This is a genomic window from Ligilactobacillus salitolerans (assembly GCF_003864415.1).
In the GTDB taxonomy this organism is placed as follows: domain Bacteria; phylum Bacillota; class Bacilli; order Lactobacillales; family Lactobacillaceae; genus Ligilactobacillus; species Ligilactobacillus salitolerans.
The window spans coordinates 1-403 of record NZ_BFFP01000115.1 but is presented as its reverse complement, the minus strand read 5'-3'; the positions used below and the strand labels follow the sequence as shown (position 1 = coordinate 403).

1 protein-coding gene is annotated in these 403 nt (G+C 47.1%); it reads right to left on the bottom strand.

Features of this window, described 5'->3' with window-relative positions; translation table 11 throughout:
- Nucleotides 1-403 (bottom strand): reverse transcriptase domain-containing protein (locus LFYK43_RS12310; protein WP_268227151.1); only part of this gene is annotated, 403 nt, incomplete at both ends.

Here is a 403-nt window from a genome sequence, read left to right as displayed (position 1 = left end):
CAGCAGGTCATGGTTCACATTGTCAAAGTAGGACTTTAAATCAAGGTCGACCACGTAGTGATAGCCTTGATTATAATAGGCTGCCACCTTTTTCACAGCACTTTGCGCACTGCGATGTGGTCGAAAACCATAACTATTGTCGGAAAATACCTGTTCAAAGATTGGTATGAGTTGTTGCGCTACGGCTTGTTGAACCACACGGTCGACGACCGTTGGGACCCCTAGCTTGCGCTTTGACCCGTCGGCTTTTGGGATTTCTACTCTTTTGACCGGCTGGGGCTGATAGCTTTCAGAGCGCAACTCTTCCACCAGCTTTGTATTATTTTCCTTCAAGTAAGGACCGAGTTCCTCAACGGTCATTCCGTCGATTCCCCCAGCTCCTTTATTACGTTTGACATTCTTA